At 68.6% G+C, this 15,244-nt stretch carries 16 protein-coding genes; 9 read left to right on the top strand and 7 right to left on the bottom strand.

The genetic code is table 11. The features are described 5' to 3' along the window. The 7 genes from AB0F51_RS37195 to AB0F51_RS37165 form a co-directional block, all read left to right on the top strand. The coding region (locus tag AB0F51_RS37195; protein ID WP_360288086.1) for a hypothetical protein at positions 1-280 on the top strand (280 nt) is incomplete at its 5' end. 252 nt (positions 281-532) lie between these two features. After that, entirely contained in the window at positions 533-1,705 is a 1,173-nt protein-coding gene (locus tag AB0F51_RS37190; RefSeq protein ID WP_360288084.1) for a lytic transglycosylase domain-containing protein, read from the top strand. Positions 1,706-1,730: 25 nt separating this feature from the next. After that, on the top strand, positions 1,731-2,822 hold the full coding sequence (locus AB0F51_RS37185) for an amidohydrolase family protein (protein WP_360288082.1): 1,092 nt from the start codon (positions 1,731-1,733) through the stop codon (positions 2,820-2,822). 197 nt (positions 2,823-3,019) lie between these two features. Continuing rightward, the gene (locus AB0F51_RS37180) at positions 3,020-4,399 is read left to right on the top strand and encodes an N-acetylmuramoyl-L-alanine amidase (RefSeq protein ID WP_360288080.1); all 1,380 of its coding nucleotides are present in this window, start codon (positions 3,020-3,022) and stop codon (positions 4,397-4,399) included. Between the two features lie 127 nt (positions 4,400-4,526). After that, positions 4,527-5,759 (top strand): histidine kinase, encoded by a 1,233-nt coding sequence (locus tag AB0F51_RS37175; protein ID WP_360288078.1) that lies wholly within the window; start codon positions 4,527-4,529, stop codon positions 5,757-5,759. Further along, a complete protein-coding gene (locus AB0F51_RS37170) occupies positions 5,750-6,388 on the top strand; it encodes a response regulator transcription factor (RefSeq protein ID WP_360288076.1) in 639 nt (212 codons plus the stop codon). The genes AB0F51_RS37175 and AB0F51_RS37170 overlap by 10 nt, the downstream gene beginning before the upstream one ends. A gap of 100 nt (positions 6,389-6,488) precedes the next feature. Next, positions 6,489-7,625 (top strand): S1 family peptidase, encoded by a 1,137-nt coding sequence (locus AB0F51_RS37165; protein ID WP_360288075.1) that lies wholly within the window; start codon positions 6,489-6,491, stop codon positions 7,623-7,625. 42 nt (positions 7,626-7,667) lie between these two features. Here AB0F51_RS37165 and AB0F51_RS37160 read toward each other — a convergent pair whose 3' ends face one another. The 3 genes from AB0F51_RS37160 to AB0F51_RS37150 all read right to left on the bottom strand — a co-directional run bounded on the left by AB0F51_RS37160 (position 7,668) and on the right by AB0F51_RS37150 (position 10,165). Beyond that, on the bottom strand, positions 7,668-8,450 hold the full coding sequence (locus AB0F51_RS37160; protein WP_360288073.1) for a M23 family metallopeptidase: 783 nt from the start codon (positions 8,448-8,450) through the stop codon (positions 7,668-7,670). A 143-nt stretch (positions 8,451-8,593) separates the two neighbouring features. After that, a complete protein-coding gene (locus tag AB0F51_RS37155; protein WP_360288071.1) occupies positions 8,594-9,946 on the bottom strand; it encodes an SPFH domain-containing protein in 1,353 nt (450 codons plus the stop codon). A 24-nt stretch (positions 9,947-9,970) separates the two neighbouring features. After that, positions 9,971-10,165, bottom strand: coding sequence for a hypothetical protein (locus tag AB0F51_RS37150; protein WP_020389422.1), 195 nt, complete (start codon positions 10,163-10,165; stop codon positions 9,971-9,973). A 101-nt stretch (positions 10,166-10,266) separates the two neighbouring features. Here AB0F51_RS37150 and AB0F51_RS37145 point away from each other — a divergent pair, with 101 nt between their 5' ends. Together AB0F51_RS37145 and AB0F51_RS37140 are read left to right on the top strand one after the other, a co-directional pair. Beyond that, positions 10,267-10,914 carry a maleylpyruvate isomerase family mycothiol-dependent enzyme gene (locus tag AB0F51_RS37145; protein ID WP_360288068.1) on the top strand — a complete coding sequence of 216 codons (648 nt, stop codon included), beginning with the start codon at positions 10,267-10,269 and terminating at the stop codon, positions 10,912-10,914. 42 nt (positions 10,915-10,956) lie between these two features. Next, a complete protein-coding gene (locus AB0F51_RS37140; protein ID WP_360288066.1) occupies positions 10,957-11,199 on the top strand; it encodes an aminoglycoside adenylyltransferase domain-containing protein in 243 nt (80 codons plus the stop codon). Here AB0F51_RS37140 and AB0F51_RS37135 read toward each other — a convergent pair. Genes AB0F51_RS37135 through AB0F51_RS37120 form a run of 4 tightly spaced genes read right to left on the bottom strand, consistent with a single transcriptional unit; the run spans position 11,189 to position 15,210 of the window. Next, positions 11,189-12,016: a carbohydrate ABC transporter permease gene (locus AB0F51_RS37135; RefSeq protein ID WP_360288064.1), complete on the bottom strand. Its 828-nt coding sequence runs from the start codon at positions 12,014-12,016 to the stop codon at positions 11,189-11,191. The genes AB0F51_RS37140 and AB0F51_RS37135 overlap by 11 nt on opposite strands. Continuing rightward, entirely contained in the window at positions 12,013-12,945 is a 933-nt protein-coding gene (locus tag AB0F51_RS37130; protein WP_360288063.1) for a sugar ABC transporter permease, read from the bottom strand. Before AB0F51_RS37130 ends, AB0F51_RS37135 begins: the two co-directional genes overlap by 4 nt. Next, the gene (locus AB0F51_RS37125) at positions 12,942-14,228 is read right to left on the bottom strand and encodes an extracellular solute-binding protein (protein WP_360288061.1); all 1,287 of its coding nucleotides are present in this window, start codon (positions 14,226-14,228) and stop codon (positions 12,942-12,944) included. Before AB0F51_RS37125 ends, AB0F51_RS37130 begins: the two co-directional genes overlap by 4 nt. Positions 14,229-14,232: 4 nt before the next feature. Beyond that, positions 14,233-15,210, bottom strand: a complete 978-nt coding sequence (locus tag AB0F51_RS37120) for a carbohydrate kinase family protein (RefSeq protein ID WP_360288059.1) — start codon at positions 15,208-15,210, stop codon at positions 14,233-14,235. Between the last annotated feature and the right edge of the window lie 34 nt (positions 15,211-15,244).

The raw sequence follows: 15,244 nt of genomic DNA, 5'->3' as shown, positions 1-15,244 counted from the left end.
ACACGCCTCGCTTACCGACTCCGACCCCGACGCCGACCCCCACGCCGACGCCGACCCCCACGCCGACCCCCACGCCGACCCCCACGCCGAGCCCGACGCCGACGCCGACGCCCTGTGGCCCGAACGAGCCGGTGCCGCCGACCGCACCCCCGGCGCCCGCCCCGAGCTGCACGGCGGCGCCCACGCAGGCCCCGGACGAGACCACCCCGACCCCGGCCTCGGAGAACACGTCACCGACTCCCTCGGGATCGCCCTCCTCCTGAGGATGGAAAGTCCCTGAGATCGGGCTCTGAACGTTAAGATTTCCCATCGCGGGCCCCTCGCCAGGGCACATCACTGAGCGTGGGCAGGCCCGTTCGGCGCAGTTTCCCGACCGCTGGGCTACCGACTCAGGTAACTTTCCGTCGACCCTCGGTAACTTTCCGGCGCGTGGATCGTTGGGGGAACTATGCGCCTAACCCGTAGTGGAAACCGTCGGGTCAAAATCATCATCGCCTCACTGTGCACGGCCCCCCTCCTGGTGGGGGCCATCGTGACAGTCGCCTCGGGCGGAGCCGGTGCCTCCGGCCAGCTCGCGGCGGACAGCCCGGTCGCCCCTTCGCCTGGGGCCGGTCTGAACAGCGGTGAATTCGACGAACTGACCATGATCGTCCCCCAGCGTCCAGGAGTGGACGGCCGGATCGGAACGGACAAACCAGCCCGGGCCGACGTGCCCGTGCAGGGTGCCACCGACGGCCGGTCCGTGGTCCGGCCGGGACGACCCGGTGCCGTCAACGGCATCCCCCGCGGGGTCTTCCCCGCCTATCGCCGCGCCACCGCCAACCTCGCCGTGGTCCGCCCCAACTGTGGACTGACCTGGCCGTTGCTGGCCGGGATCGGCAAGGTCGAGTCCGACCACGCCGCCGGCGGCAAGGTCGACGTGGCCGGGACCACCCGGGGCAAGCTCCTCGGTCCGGTGCTGAACGGCCGCCGCGGGACCGGCCGGATCAGGGACACCGACAAGGGCCGGTACGACGGAGACCTCGGCTGGGACCGTGCCGTCGGGCCGATGCAGATCGTCCCGGGCGTCTGGAACGAGTTCGGTGCCGACGGCAACGGCGACGGCTTCCGGAACCCGAACAACGTGTACGACGCCGTCACCACGGTCGCGGTCTACCTGTGCTCCGAGGGCGACGACCTGAAGCGCCCGCGCGACCTGGTCGCCTCGCTGCTGCGGTACCAGCACTCCAAGGACTTCGTCGCCACCGTCCTGCGCTGGATGCGGGTCTACAGCAAGAGCGCCGTCCTGGTGCCGAACGCGACCGGCAAGCTGGCCCCGCCGAAGCCGACCGGCAACGTCGAGAGCAACGTGGATCCGCGCGAGGTTCCGGAGGTTCCGGACGACTCGTTGACGCCGACGCCGCCGGCGACCGCGAAGCCGCCCGTGCTGCCACCCGCGCAGACGACCGGCAAGCCGTCGATCCCGGATCCGATCACGACGCCGACCGTGCGCCCGACCCGTCCGACGCACACGCCGACCGGCCGGCCGACCCCGACGCCGAGCGACACCCCGACGCCGACGCCGAGCGACACCCCGACGCCGACCCCCACACCCACCCCGACCGAAACACCCACGGAGACCCCGACCGGGACCCCGTCCGGCTCGCCCTGCGCCACCGAGACGAACCCCACGCCTTGCACCCAGGGCAGCGGCTCGCACGGCTAACCTCAATCCGGCTACGGTCAGCGGTATGACCGAAACCGGTGTACTACGGCTTGCCGGCACGGTTCTGCCGGCCGGTGAGCAGCAGGAGCTTCACCTCAGTGGCGGGCTGGTCGTCGACCGGCCCGCCACTGCTGACGTCACCACCGTCAGTACGGGCGGCTGGATCGTGCCCGGTCTGGTGGACGCGCACTGCCACATCGGCCTGGATCAGCATGGTGCCGTCGAGCGGGACGTCCAGGAGCAGCAGGCGATCACCGACCGGGACGCCGGCGCGCTGCTGGTCCGCGACGCAGGCTCGGCCGCCGACACCCGTTGGATCGACGAGCGGGAGGACCTGCCGAAGATCATCCGGGCCGGCCGCCACATCGCCCGCTCCAAGCGCTACATCCGCAACTACGGCTGGGAGATCGAGCCGAACGAGCTGGTCGCGTACGTCGAGCAGGAGGCCCGCCGCGGCGACGGCTGGGTCAAGCTGGTCGGCGACTGGATCGACCGCGACGAGGGCGACCTGACGCCGTGCTGGCCGCTGGATGCGCTCACCGCGGCGATCGCCCGGGCTCATGAGCTCGGCGCCCGCGTCACCGCGCACGTCTTCGGCGAGCACGCCCTGCCCGACCTGCTGACGGCGGGGATCGACTGCATCGAGCACGGCACGGGGCTGATGCCCGACCTGCTCGACCAGTTCGTCAGCCGCGGCGTCGCCGTCGTACCGACGATCATCCAGCTTGAGAACTTCCCCCAGTACGCCGACCAGGCGGCCGGCAAGTTTCCCGTGTACGCCGACCACATGCGTGACCTCTACACGCGCCGGCTCGACACGTTGCGCTCCGCCTTCGAGGCCGGAGTACCGATCTATGCGGGGACTGACGCCGGGGGAGTTCTCGGGCACGGTCTGGTAGCTGAGGAGATCCAGGCGCTGACCAGCATCGGGATGTCCGGCGAGCAGGCCCTGGCCGCCGGCTCGTGGGCCGCCCGCGACTGGCTCGGTGCTCCCTCGACGCTTGCGCCCGGCGATCCGGCCGATCTCGTCGTGTACGCCGAGGATCCCCGGGCCAATCCGGCGGTCCTGTCCTACCCCGAATGCATCGTGCTGCGCGGTCGCGTCTACCGCTCCTGACCCCGCTGGAATGGCAGGATCGCGGCTGAACGGCTGCGTGACCGAACAATTTCAGCCTGTGACGGGAAATATTCACGTAACTACTGGCCGCGACGGAAGATATTGCCCTACCGTGAGTCGCACCCGCCGAACGCCCCTCGGTGGGACGGACGTCGCGGGAGGCGCGACGGACGTCAGATGGGAAGGAACGAACCCCCATGGGTAAGACCGCCCGAGTGCCCAGACTGACCGCGCTGCTCGCCGCAGCCGCTGCCGGAGCGATCGCCTTGAGCGGCGCGCTTCCCAGCACCGCCGCGCAGGCGCCCGATCCGACCAGTTCGGCCGTGCCAGGAGACCTGGCCAAGGCCTTCGACACCGCCGCCGCCACCTACGACGTACCCCGTGAAGTGCTCGTCGGCATCGGCTATGCCGAGTCCCACCTCGACGGCCATGACGGCAAGCCGAGCCAGAGCAACGGCTACGGCCTGATGCATCTGGTCAGCAATCCGCAGAACCCGACGATGTCCGAGGCCGCCAAGCTGACCGGCCTGCCGGTCGAGAAGCTGGCCAAGGACTCGACCGCCAACATCACCGGCGCCGCCGCCGTCCTCGACGCGTACGCCGACAAGGCCGGGCTGACCGGCGAGGCTCGCAAGAACATCGCCAAGTGGTACCCGGTCGTCGCGCAGTACTCGCACTCCGCCGATGCCCCGACCGGCCGGCTCTACACCGACGAGGTCTACCGGATCATCGGTGAAGGAGTCGGTGCCGCCGGCGTGCGGAGCGCTCCGAAGAAGGTCACGCCGGAGCGCGGCGCCTACGCCAAGGTGGCTCCGCTCGGCGCCAAGTCCGCGACCTCGCTGGCGGCCGTCGACTACCCGGGCGCCCTCTGGAACGCGGCCAGCCCGAGCAACTACACCGTCGGCCGCACCCAGGCGATCTCCGCGATCACCATTCACGTGACGCAGGGCTCGTACGCCGGCACGATCAGCTGGTTCAAGAATCCCGCGGCCAAGGTCAGCGCGCACTACGTGATCCGGTCCAGCGACGGCCAGGTCACGCAGATGGTGGCCGAGAAGGACAAGGCCTGGCACGTCGGCACCGAGAACGGCTACACGGTCGGCATCGAGCACGAGGGCTGGGTCGACCAGCCGTCCTGGTTCACCGACGCGATGTACCGCTCCTCGGCGGCGCTGGTCCGCAACATCGCGGACCGTCGGGGCATCCCGAAGGACCGTGCCCACATCAAGGGTCACAGCGAGTTCCCGAACCAGACGCACACCGACCCGGGTCCGAACTGGAACTGGACCTACTACATGCAGCTGGTCAACGGCGGCACCACGCCGACCTACAACTTCACCACCTACGGCAGTGGCGTGCGGGTGCGCTCGGCGCCCAGGCTGAGCGCCTCGATCATCACCGAGCTGCCCGGCCCGACGCAGGTCTTCGTCACCTGCCAGGTCCAGGGCGACACGGTCACCGCCGAGGGCACCACCAACAACTGGTGGGCCAAGCTGCGCGACCAGGGCGGCTACATGACCAACATCTACATCCAGGACCCGAACGCGAAGCTCCCCGGCGTCCCGGTCTGCCCCTAGCGTTGCGGCCCGGGGTCTGTCGACGACAGGCCCCGGGTCTCCACCTGGAAGAGTAGAGCCTGCTGTACCGACGTGGGCCGCTCTGTTGCGTCAGGATCGGTGCTGACGACAACGGAAAGGCTTGACGATGCTCACGAAGATCCTGCGCCGGGGGTGGCCGGCCTGCAAGTACCTGCTCACCCGGTTCTTCATGGGCGTCTCGCTGCTGGCGGTGATGCCCGTCATCGTGCTGTTCGGCTGGGCGAGCCCCGATATCACCTCGACCCTGGTACGGCTGGCCAACCGGGAGCAGCGGGAGGCATCGAAGTACCTCGGCCTGCCGGAGCAGCCGGCGCTGCCCGCGGCGGCGCCGCGGCGGGCGGGCAACGTGGTCGCGCTGTTCCGGGACAAGGCCTTCCGGCGCAGCGTCCAGGTCCTGCTGATGCCGATCGTGATGATCCCCGAGCTGTTCGTGGCGGTGCTCGCCCTGGTGGCGGTGCCCTCGGCGCTCGCCAGCATGGTGCTGTGGCCGCTCGACCCCGGCGGCTTCAACCTGGTTGGCGTGCCGATCGACAGCTGGTGGAAGTCGCTGCTCTTCGGCCCGCTCCAGATCCTGCTCGGCCTCGGCCTGCTCGGCTGGGCCGCTCCTGCTGTGGGCGGCTTTCATGCCCGAGCCGTACGCCGCCGGCTTGCCCCGAGCGCTGCCGAACTAGAGGCCGCCCGCCTCAGCGAGCGCGTGGAGGAGCTGACTCGGACCAGGGCCGGTGCGGTTGACTCGCACGGTGCTGAGTTGCGGCGGATCGAGCGGGATCTCCACGACGGTACGCAAGCCCAGTTGGTCTCGCTGGCCATGCGGATCGGCATTGCCAAGCAGACGATGGCAGCGGACCCGGAGAAGGCCGCCAAGATCCTCGACGACGCCAGAGACGGCGCAGAGCAGGCCATGACCGAGCTGCGCGGCGTACTGCGAACCATGTACCCGCCGATCCTGGCTGACCGTGGTTTGGCGGGTGCTGTCTCGGCCCTGTGTGCCCGGAGCCCTATCCCGGTCGAGCTGCGCATCGGCGAGCTCGGCACCGTCCCTGCCTCCGTAGAAGCTGCCGCGTACTTCGTAGTCGCCGAGTCGCTCACCAACGTCACCAAGCACTCCGCGGCCGGCCATGTCGACGTACTGCTCGAGCGGCGGGGCTCACAGCTCTACCTGGCGATCACTGACGACGGCATCGGTGGAGCCCGGATCAGCGAGCAGGCGGACCTGCTGGGGCGGGGGAGCGGCTTGCATGGCATGGTGCATCGGGTGGAAGCGATCGACGGTCAGATGGAGTTGCAGAGCCCGATCGGCGGGCCGACGACGGTCGAGGTGATCCTTCCGTGCGAGTAGTGATCCTGGAGGACAACCCGATCCTTGCCGAGGGCCTCGGCCTGCTGCTGGGCAACTCCGGGTTCGAGGTGGCCGCTGTCGCCGGTGACGCCGACGAGTTCGCCAAGGCGGTAGCCGAGCATCAGCCCGACATTGCGGTGGTCGACGTGCGGCTGCCACCGTCCTACACCGACGAGGGTCTGCGGGCCGCGATCGAGGCCCGCCGGCTCCGGCCTGGCTTCCCGGTGCTGGTCTTCTCGCAGTACGTCGAGGAGGTGTACGCGGCGGAGCTTCTGGCGGCAGGGAGCGAGGGAGTCGGCTACCTGCTCAAGGACCGCGTGTCGCGGGTGGACGAGTTCATGGAGGCCGTACGCCGGGTGGCGGCCGGCGGGACGGTGCTGGACCCCGAAGTCGTCAGTCAGCTGATGGTGAAGCGCAGCGATCCGCTGGAGCGCCTGACGCCGCGGGAGCGGGAGGTGCTCGCCCTGATGGCCGAGGGCCTCGGCAACACTGCGATCGCCCAGAAGCTCGTGATCAGCGAGGGTGCCGTCCACAAGCACGTCGGCAACGTGTTCCTCAAGCTCGACCTGCCGCCCACCGACTCGGGTCACCGTCGGGTCCTCGCCGTCCTGGCTCACCTCGGCCTCTGACCACTTCCCGACTGATGCTTGACCAGAGGTGACCACTAGGACACTCTCAGTCTAGAGAGCGCTCTCACCGCACCGAACCGCCCCTAGGTGAGGAGAGTCCATGAAGGTTTTGACTGCCGCCGTGCTCGTTGCGAGCGCGGTAGCCGTACCGTCTCAAGCCGTGGCCGCAGGGCCTGACCAGGCTGACCAGCAACTCGCAGTACCGGCGCAGGCGGCTGCCCTGCAGGCAGATCTCGGTCTGACCGAGCAGCAGGCCAAGGAACGACTGAAGGCCGATTCTGCCGCCACCAAGCTCGTACCAACCGCGCAGCGCGCTGCAGGAGCTGCCTTCGGTGGTGTCTGGTACGACGCCGCGCGGCAGCGGCTGGTCGTCGGTGTGACTAGCCCGGCTGTAGCGGACGCAGTACGGGCCACTGGTGCTGAGGCGTCCGTAGTACCGGCTACTGCCAAGCAACTCGAGCAGCGCAAGGCTGCTGTTGACAAGCTGGCCGGGAAGGCCGTCCCGGATGCAGTCAGCGGCTGGAGCGCCGACCCGCGGACAGGCAGCGTGGTCGTGAATGTCCAAGCAGGTAAGCGATCCCCGGTTGTTGATGCCTTCGTCGCCAAGGTCTCCAAGGCGGGACCTGTGACGGTCAAGGAGGTCGTGGCCCAGGCGCCGCGCACCTTCGCCGCCGGGACCGTCGGGGGAGACCCGTACTACACCGGCAACGTCCGCTGCTCGATCGGCTTCTCCGTGCACGGCGGCTACGTCACAGCCGGCCACTGCTCGGGCGCTGGCGCCAGGACGCGCGGCTGGGACGGATCGGCTCAGGGAGTCTTCCGCGGCTCGTCCTTCCCCGGCAACGACTATGCCTGGGTCCAGATCGACAGCGGCTGGTGGACTGTGCCCGTAGTACTGGGTTGGGGCCAGACCAGCGACCGGCTCGTTCGTGGTTCCTGGGAAGCCCCGGTCGGTACGTCGGTCTGCCGCAGTGGCTCGACCACGCACTGGCACTGCGGCACGATCCTGGCCAAGAACGAGACAGTGAACTACGGCAACGGGCAGCTGTTCTACGGCGCCACCAAGACCAACGTGTGCGCCGAGGGCGGCGACTCCGGTGGCTCGTTCATCACCGGCGACCAGGCGCAGGGCGTGACGTCCGGTGGCTGGGGCAACTGCAGCAGTGGTGGTGAGACCTGGTTCCAGCCGGTCAACGAGATCCTGGGTGCCTACGGGCTGACGTTGCACACCACATGAGAAAGCCGGGCCCACCTCAGGGTGGGCCCGGCCTCTTGCCTGTCAGCAGGTTGGGACGCCTGGGAGTATGGCGGCCGGATGGTCGATGTAGATGTTGCTGACGAAGCCGGCCGGGCTGGCCAGCTTGGCCCACCAGTTGTTGGTGTAGCCCTCGGCGTTCACCGTGTCTCCTTGCTTCTGGCAAAGGACCCGTACCGAGGTCGGCCCGCCCAGCGTGGCCACGACCGGTGAGCTCAGGTAGGCGTCGGACCGGACCCGTACGCCGGATCCCCAGGTCATGAAGGGAGTCCCGGGCTGGCTACCACAACCGTTGTCGCTGGTGAGGAAGTACTGGTAGTACGAACCCGGGTAGGCCAGAGCGGAGCCGTTGATGACGATGTTCTGCCCGACACCGTTGTACAGCTGCTCGTAGTGGATGTGCGGACCACTGGAGTTGCCGGTGCTTCCCGTCGTACCGATCTGCTGGCCCTGGCTGACCTGGGCGCCGTTGCCGACGGAGAACGAGCCGAGATGGAAGTAGTAGGTCTTCCAGCCGCCACCGTGCTCGATGGCGATGTAGTTGCCGGCGCCACTGGGCTGCGAGTACTGGTACGCCGTACCGCCCGCTGAAGCCAGGACCGGCGTGCCGTTGGTGGTGCCGTCAGTGCGGACGAAGTCGAGAGCGCGACGGACCTCGGCCGAGTGGTGGCTGTAGGTCCAGCGCTGACCACACGGGTACGGAGCCTTGAAGTTCGGCGCGGCCTGCGCCTCGGTCGGTACCGCCACCAGGGTGGCGGTACCGACCAGGAGGGCGGCCAGGACGGCTAGCAATCGTCGGAGTGGCACGGTGATCAGTCCTTCGGGGCGACCGGTCACGGTTGGTGAGAGCCGTGACGCTGGGAGTGATGCCCCTCAAGCTAGCGCAGCCGTCGTGACTTAGGAACGGATCAGTCAAATGACGCGTTAATGATTAACTTGTGGTCGAAAGGTCAGGCCCGGGGGCTCTCGTCCGGGACCGCTTCGAGCGTGGCCGGCTTGCCGTTCGCGGACAGCGAGTCGATCAGCTGCTTGGCCAGTGCGAAGCCCGAACCACCCATCGTGATGGTCTTCACCAAGGTGTCCTCGATGCCCTGGGCACCGTTCAGGACGACCATGTTGCCGACCTTCTCGAACGAGCTGGCGGCCGCGCGGACGATCTCCGGGTAGGCCTCGGCCAGCTGCTGGGCGACAACGGCGTCGGTGTTCGTGGCCAGCGCCTCGGCACGCGCCTTGATACCGGCCGCCTCGGCCATCGCCTTCGCCTGCACGGCGGCCGCCTCGGCCTTACCGTTCAGCTCGGTCGCCTTGGCCTGGGCCTCACCGCGCAGCGTCACCTCGCGGGCGTTCGCCTCCGCGGCCGCGATCTGCGCGTCCCGGGCGGCGCCGGCCAGCGTGCGCTGCCTGTACGCCTCGGCGTCGGCCGGCTTCAGCACCGACGACTCCAGCTGCTTCTCGGCCAGCGACGCGTTCAGCTTCGCGGTCTCCGTCTCGGCGACCACGACCTCCTGCCGGGCCAGCGCCTCGGCCAGCGGACCGGACTGCGACGCCTTCGACTTCGCCTGGTCGACCTCGGCCTGGTAACCGGCCTGCGCGATCGAGCTCTGCCGTACCGCGGCCGCCTTGGCCGCCGCGGCGACCTGCTCCCGCTCAGTGGCTTCCCGGTCCCGCTCAGCCTGAGCGATGCGGGCCGCGGCCTCGACGGCGGCGGCCTGCGGACGGCCCAGGTTCTTGATGTAGCCGGACTCGTCGTCGATCTCCTGGATCTGCAGCGAGTCGACCACCAGGCCGAGCTTCTCCATGTCGCCGGCCAGCGAGCCCCGGATGTTGGTGGTCAGCGTCTCCCGGTCGTGCAGCATCTCCTCGACCGTGGTCGAACCGACGATCGCCCGCAGGTGACCCGCGAACAGCTCGTGGATCGTGTTCATCACCTGCTCGTCGCTCTGCTCCAGGAACCGCCGCGCGGCGTTCGCGATCGAGCCGTAGTCGTCACCGACCTTGTACGCCGTGACGCCCTTGATGTGCAGCGGGATGCCCTGGCTGGAGACGCAGGTGACGGTCAGCGGCGTGGCCCGGATGTCGAGCGGCAGCCGGCGGACGGTCTGGAAGCCGGGCAGCACCGCGGTGCCGCGGCCGACGACGATCTTGAAGCCGAGCGTCTCGTTGATCTGCTCCTGGCTCGAGTGCGCGCCGAGACCGGAGATGATCAGAGCCTCGTTCGGCTCCGCCACCCGCCAGACCATCCGGAACAGGAGCAGGAGGACCACCAGCGCGACGGCGCCGGCGATCAGGTAGGTCCAGAGCATTTCCCCTCCAGGGAACAAAATGAATCAGATGGCGCGGGCGACATAGACCGTGCGGGGTGGGTCGAACTCGACCACCACGACCGGGGTACCGACCTCGATCACCTCGTCGGCCGCGGGGTAAGCGTAGAAGGCCTCGGTGGCACCGCGGACCGGCAGCATCACCTCGCCGACGATTCCCGGTGCGATCCGGCCGATCACGCGTCCTCGCTTGCCAACCATGACGCCCCTCCGACGTTCGTAAGACCCCTGTGGGTTCCCGCAGCTTAGTGCCCTCGGCGTTTCCTCTACCGGGGTAGAGCCCGCAGTGTCACACTCCGAGGATGAGTGAGTTGCCGCAGCTGATCCGTACCGAACGTCTGGCGCTGGCCGACTTCCTCGAGACCCTCGGGCCGACCCAGTGGGCGACGCGGTCGTTGTGCGACGAGTGGACGGTCCAGGACGTCGCCGCGCACCTGGCCTGGGCGCCGCTGCTGCGGCCCAGCGAGATGATTCCGGCGATCGTCAAGGCGCGCTTCCGGCTCAACAAGGCGAGCGCCGAGATCGCCAAGCGGTGGGCCGAGCGCGGCCCGGAGGCGATCGTCGCCCAGCTCCGCCAGAACGCTGAGACGGACGCCAAGCCGCCCGGCGTACCGGAGATTGCGGCCCTGGTCGACGCGGTGGTCCACGCGATCGACATCCGCCACCCGCTGAGCAGCCCGCGACCCGTTCCCCCGGAGGCCTTCACCCCGGTGGCCGACTTCTCCGTCCAGGCGAAGTGGCCGATGAACGTCTCCGTCGGAGGCAGCGCCCGCAAGCGGCTGGCCGGCGTCCGACTGGTTGCTGAGGGCTACAACTGGTCGTACGGCGAAGGCCACGAGGTCCGCGCGGCCGGCGACACGGTACTGCGAATCCTCAACGGCCGCGGAGCCACCAGACAAGAACTGACCGGCGACGGCGCCACCCACCTCGCCATGCGCCTCAACCCTTGACGGCCTCGATGCTGCTGGACTTCGCCCGCGACCCTCGCCGCGGTGCTGGCGCACGCGCCGACGACGTACGCCGTGCTCAACGCCTGCCGCGCGCTGCGCTTCGCAGTACAGGGAATTCAGTGCTCGAAGGTCGAGGCCGGCGAGTGGTACCTGGAACGACACCCGGGCAATCCAGTCGTGCTCTCAGCGCTGGCGGTTCAGCGGGCTAGTAGTGCTGAGCCGCCAGACGCCGAGGAGGCAAAGGACTTCGTCCGCGACGTCACCAGCCAACTCGTCAGCCTCTGATGGCGCCTTCGGTTGCGCCCTTGATGAACTGGCGGGCGAAGATCACGAAGACGATGATCAGGGGCACCATCGCCATCAGCGCGCCAGTCATCACCATGCTGTAGTCGACGCCGTGGCTGCGGTTCAGTGACGACAGGGCGACCTGCAGGGTCAGGTGATCCGGGTTGGTCAGCACGATCAGCGGCCAGAAGTAGTCGTTCCACGACGCCACGAAGGTGAAGATGCCCAGGAAGGCGAGCGCGGGCCGCGCCGACGGCAGGGCCACGTGCCGGTAGACGCCCAGGAAGCCACAGCCGTCCAGTGTCGCAGCCTCGACCAACTCGTCGTGGATGGAGTTCTGGAAGTACTGCCGCAACCAGAAGATGCCGAAGGCATTGGCCGCCGCCGGGATGATCAGGGCCTTCAGCGACCCGACCCAGCCGAACGCCGCCATCGTCTGGAACTGCGGTACCGCGCCCAGTTGCGCCGGCAGCAACATCGTCGCCAGCAGGATCACGAACAACGCGTTCCGGCCGGGAAACCGGAACTTCGCGAAGGTGAACGCGGCCAGCGAGTCGAACAACAGCACCAGCACGGTCGTCGAGACGGCCACGATCGCGGTGTTGCCCATCGACTGGAAGAACGCCACGTTCGCCAGGACTTCGCGGACGTTGTCGTCGAACTGCGAGCCGAAGGTGAACTTCGGCGGGAACCGGTAGATGTCGGACGTCGTGTTGGTCGCCATCACCAACGTCCAGTAGAACGGGAACAGGCAGAGCACCGCCGCGATCGCCAGCAGTGCGTGCAGCAGCACCCCGCGCCGGCTCACTCGCTTCATTGCTTGCCCCTTCCGCCGAGCAGTTTCCAGTTGATCGCGGTGAACAGCAGGACGAGCATGAAGATGCTCAGGGCAATCGCACCGGCGTACCCGTAGTCGTTGGCGAAGAACGCCTGGTTGTAGAAGTACATGACGATCGTCATGCCGCTCTGCCCGGTGCCGCCGTTGTTGCCGACCATCACCTGCGGTTCGGTGAAGGTCTGCAGGCCGCCGATCGTCGACATGATCACGGTGAACAGCACCACCGGCCGCAGCTGCGGCAGGGTGATCGAGAAGAACGTCCGGAACGGGCCGGCGCCGTCCATCTTGGCGGCCTCGTACTGCTCGGTCGGGATCGCCTGCAGGCCGGCAAGGTAGATGATCGTGTTGTAGCCGGCCCACTGCCACACGATCATCGTGGAGATCGCGATCTTGATCCCCCAGGGCTGTCTGAGCCAGTCCTCGGTCGGCAGCCCGAGTGCGCGCAGCCCGGAGTTGATCAGCCCGAAGTTGGTGCTGAAGACGGCGGCGAAGAAGATCGCCGCCGCCACCAGCGAGGTGATGTTCGGGATGAAGTACGCGATCCGGTAGATGCCCTTGAACCGGACGGCCGAGTGCAGCATCACCGCGAGCGCCATCGCGATCACCAGCGTCGGCGCGGTCGACATCACGAACAGCACGACCGTGTTCCACAGCGACAGCCAGAAGGTGCTGTCCTCGGCCAGGTTGCGGAAGTTCTGCAACCCGACCATCTGCCGCGGCCCGAACCCGTCCCACCGCTGGAAGGCGAGCAGGATCGTCGAGGCGACCGGGTACAGCCCGAACACCAGGAAGATCAGGTAGAACGGCGACAGCGCCAGGTAGAAACGCCAGTACGACCAGACGCTGCGCCGGCGGTTCGCGTTCGTAGTACCGGAGGTCTTGACCGGTGCTGTCGCGGTCAGTGTCACTGCACGCCCTGACGCTTGCCGATCTGCTTCGCCTTCGCGACGGCCTCCGCCCAGGCGGCGTCCGAGGTCTTCTTGCCCGCCTGGACGAGCTTGATGCCGTCGGTGAACGGTACGGCGATCGCGCTGTCGAGCGGAGCCTCGTAGGCGATCGGGATCGCCTTCGCGGCCGGCCCGAAGACCTCGATCGGCACCTGCCCGCCGAAGAACGGGTCGGCCGCCTTGAGTTGCGGCTTGTCGTAGGCGGCCGGCGCGGACGGGAAGATCTGCGCGTCGGCGAACGCCTTGGCCTGGTTGTCGGGGCTGAGCATGTACTTGATCACCTCGAGCGCGGCGGCCGGGTCGGCGGCGTTCTTGGTGATGGTCAGGAACGAGCCACCGAAGTTCGCCGGACCGCTCGGGGTCGGCGCGACCCGCCACTTGCCGACACTGGTCTTGCAGGCGGCCTTGATGTCCAGCGCGACCCAGGCCGCGCCGGTGACGGTCGGCACCGTGCCCTGGTCGAGGCCGGCGTTCCAGTCCGGCGACCCGCCGAGCGTCCGGCCGTCGACCTTCAGGGTGATCGCCTTCACCGCGGTGTCCCAGGCCTTGCGGATGTGGTCCTGGTCGCCGATGAACTTGTTGTCCTTGTCGATGTAGCGCGCCGTGCCCTGGTTGACGATGGTGCCGTAGAGGTCGGCGGCGTCGGCCACGATCGGCGCCTTCGGGTTGGCCTTCTTCAGCTCGACCCCGGCGGCCAGGAAGTCGTCCCAGGTCTTCAGCTGCTCGGCCACCTTGGCCGGGTCGCCCGGCAGACCGCCGGCGGTGAAAACGTCCTCGCGGTAGAACAGCGCGGTCGGGCCGATGTCGATCGGGAGGCCGAGCACCTTGCCGTCCAGCGTGGTGGCCTGCTTGACCTTCCACTCCAGGTAGTCGCCGAGGAACGAGTCGGCGCCGATCGTCTTGAGGTCCACGAACCGGTTGGCCTGCGGCAGCAGCGAGGCGATGTCCTCACCCTTGACGCCGGTGATGTCCGGGATCGACGTCCCACCGTTGAAGGTGGTGAGCAGCTTCTGCTTGAAGTCGCCGCCGACCTCGGAGTACTTGATGTGCTGGTCGGGGAAGTGCGCGATCGTGTCGTCCAGGACGGACTTGCCCAGGCCGCCCGGCCAGCACCACAACGCGATGTTGCCGGTCGCGTTCTTCTTCGCCGGGCCGGCGTCCATGCTGGACGAACAGCCGACGACCGATCCGCCGAGCATGGCCGCGAAGCCCCCGGCGAGCAGCGTCCGACGTGAGAGCTCCATGGTTCTACCTTCCTGACTGGTCGCGCAGGGGAGCGCTTCCGGAGTGGGCGCTGATCAGCGCCGCAAGGGATTGGTCTGCTGGGTGCTGCTGATGCCATTCGGCGAGGTCGGCCCAGGTCGGGGCCGCGTCGGCACCACCCAGCCGGGTCACGGACAGCGCGGCCGTCAGTGCGGCGAACCGGACCCGCTCGGCGAGCGGCAGCTCCCACAACGTCGCCGCGATGAACCCGGCGGCGAACACATCACCCGCCCCGGTGGTGTCCGCCGCCGAGACCTGCACAGCCGGTACGACGACCCGCTCGCCGGAGCCCGCGTCGAGCGCGAGTGCTCCGTTCGCGCCGTCGGAGACGACGACCACGGGTACCTTCTCGGCCAGCCGCGCGAGCGCCTCGTCCGGCGTACTCGTGCGGGTGTAGCTCATCGCCTCGCCGGCGTTCGGCAGGAACACGTCGCAGTGCTCGAGCTGATCGAGTACCGCGGGGTCCCATCGCTCGGAGGGATCCCAGCCGACGTCGGCGAAGACCACGCTGCCGGCCGCCCGGGCCTTGGCGAGCCACTCGTTCGGCCAGGGTCCGATGTGAGCGGCGACGGCCCGAGCGGCCGGCGGCGTGGTGAGGAGCTCGTCGGCTGACAGCGGAGGAGGGGTACCCCTGGTGACCAGTGCCCGGTCGTTGTCATAGGCAAGGGCCACCGTGAGGGGCGTCTGCCAGCCGGCGAGCTTGCGGGAGAGAGTCAGATCGATGCCAACGCCGCGTTCCAGCCGGTCCCAGAGCCGGTCGCCGAGGTCGTCGGCGCCGAAGGTCGCGGCCAGTCCCGTCCGCAGCCCGAGCCGGGCCAGCGCGACGGCGAAGTTGGCGATCCCGCCGGGGCTCTCGGCGGAGTCGTCCGCCCAGACCTCGGTGCCGGGGCGCGGCGCGGAGGGCAGGCCGAGCACCAGGTCGTGGAAGACCAGGCCGGACACCACCACGTCCAGGTCGCTCATCGGCACACACTCCTGCAGGGTCGCTCAAAGTCGT

This window comes from Kribbella sp. NPDC023855 (assembly GCF_040639475.1).
In the GTDB taxonomy this organism is placed as follows: domain Bacteria; phylum Actinomycetota; class Actinomycetes; order Propionibacteriales; family Kribbellaceae; genus Kribbella.
Note: the sequence above shows the minus strand (reverse complement) of the source record. Positions and strands in the feature narration are given on the sequence as shown.

Coding starts and splice junctions, on each gene's coding strand:
- AB0F51_RS37175 (WP_360288078.1), top strand. CDS start 4,527: ATGCTCACGAAGATCCTGCGCCGGGGGTGGCCGGCCTGCAAGTACCTG.
- AB0F51_RS37185 (WP_360288082.1), top strand. CDS start 1,731: ATGACCGAAACCGGTGTACTACGGCTTGCCGGCACGGTTCTGCCGGCC.
- AB0F51_RS37150 (WP_020389422.1), bottom strand. CDS start 10,165: ATGGTTGGCAAGCGAGGACGCGTGATCGGCCGGATCGCACCGGGAATC.
- AB0F51_RS37155 (WP_360288071.1), bottom strand. CDS start 9,946: ATGCTCTGGACCTACCTGATCGCCGGCGCCGTCGCGCTGGTGGTCCTC.
- AB0F51_RS37145 (WP_360288068.1), top strand. CDS start 10,267: ATGAGTGAGTTGCCGCAGCTGATCCGTACCGAACGTCTGGCGCTGGCC.
- AB0F51_RS37180 (WP_360288080.1), top strand. CDS start 3,020: ATGGGTAAGACCGCCCGAGTGCCCAGACTGACCGCGCTGCTCGCCGCA.
- AB0F51_RS37120 (WP_360288059.1), bottom strand. CDS start 15,210: ATGAGCGACCTGGACGTGGTGGTGTCCGGCCTGGTCTTCCACGACCTG.
- AB0F51_RS37165 (WP_360288075.1), top strand. CDS start 6,489: ATGAAGGTTTTGACTGCCGCCGTGCTCGTTGCGAGCGCGGTAGCCGTA.
- AB0F51_RS37135 (WP_360288064.1), bottom strand. CDS start 12,016: ATGAAGCGAGTGAGCCGGCGCGGGGTGCTGCTGCACGCACTGCTGGCG.
- AB0F51_RS37125 (WP_360288061.1), bottom strand. CDS start 14,228: ATGGAGCTCTCACGTCGGACGCTGCTCGCCGGGGGCTTCGCGGCCATG.